Here is a 1,095-nt window from a genome sequence, read left to right on the forward strand (position 1 = left end):
CGTGACCACGTCAACGATTACCGTCCCTTTGGTGACGGCATTAGGTGTGGGGTTAGCTTCGGCCATTAAAGGGCGTAACCCTATGGTGGATGGTTTTGGGTTGATTGCGTTTGCCTCTTTACTGCCAATGATGTTTGTCATGATTTATGGGATGGCCGTTACATGATTTCATTCGAACATTTCTTAGATACGTTGCTGTCCACCATTCGTGATGTGCTCCCGATTGCGGCGATTATTTTTGGCTTTCAATTGGCTGTGCTGCGCCGCCCAGTGAATAATCTCAAAAAAGTGTTGCTCGGTTTTGCGTATGTCATTGTTGGGTTATCGTTATTTTTACTCGGTTTGGAGATGGCATTGTTTCCGTTGGGCGAAACAATGGCGGTGCAGTTGACCGCTCCTGAATTCGTCCGAGAGTTTAAAGTCTCTATTGGGCAGGCGTTAGAGTGGGTCGACTATTATTGGGTGTACACCTTTGCTTTTTTTATCGGCTTTAGTACGACCATTGCTGAGCCATCTTTGATTGCAGTGGCCATCAAAGCCAATCAAGTGTCTGGTGGCAGTATTAGTGTAAATGGCTTACGAGTTGCGGTTGCTTTAGGCGTAGCGATAGGTATCGCGCTTGGCAGCTATCGTATTGTGGTGGGCGACCCGATTCATTACTACATCATTGCGGGGTATATCGTCGTGGTGATTCAAACCTTTTATGCGCCTAAGTTGATCATTCCACTTGCCTACGATTCAGGTGGTGTCACCACCTCTACCGTGACAGTGCCTTTAGTGACGGCGCTTGGGCTAGGATTAGCGTCAACTGTGCCAGGCAGGAATCCGATGATTGATGGCTTTGGGCTTATCGCCTTCGCCAGTTTGTTTCCAATGATATCCGTAATGGGGTATGCGCAAATTACTCAGTGGCTTAATAAAGACACCTCGGAGGACGAAGAAAATGCGCTTTAAATTGATACTTGCGTTTGTTGAAGACAGCAAAACAGACAAGGTGCTCGATGCGGCTCGTGATGCAGGAGCAACGGGGGCGACCGTGATCAATAATGCTCGTGGTCAAGGTTTAAATCAGAAGCGGACGTTTTTTGGATTAAC

Annotated in this window: 3 protein-coding genes; all 3 read left to right on the forward strand. The window is 47.4% G+C overall.

The window, feature by feature from the left end; all coding sequences use genetic code 11:
- Positions 1-166 (forward strand): DUF1538 family protein (locus tag R7E78_RS24540; protein ID WP_318058397.1); only part of this gene is annotated, 166 nt, incomplete at its 5' end.
- The gene (locus R7E78_RS24545; RefSeq protein ID WP_005496110.1) at positions 163-954 is read left to right on the forward strand and encodes a DUF1538 domain-containing protein; all 792 of its coding nucleotides are present in this window, start codon (positions 163-165) and stop codon (positions 952-954) included. The genes R7E78_RS24540 and R7E78_RS24545, both read left to right, overlap by 4 nt.
- The coding region (locus tag R7E78_RS24550) for a P-II family nitrogen regulator (RefSeq protein WP_318058398.1) at positions 944-1,095 on the forward strand (152 nt) is incomplete at its 3' end. The genes R7E78_RS24545 and R7E78_RS24550, both read left to right, overlap by 11 nt.

It is taken from the genome of Vibrio sp. YT-19(2023) (assembly GCF_033337395.1).

Coding starts and splice junctions, on each gene's coding strand:
- R7E78_RS24545 (WP_005496110.1), top strand. CDS start 163: ATGATTTCATTCGAACATTTCTTAGATACGTTGCTGTCCACCATTCGT.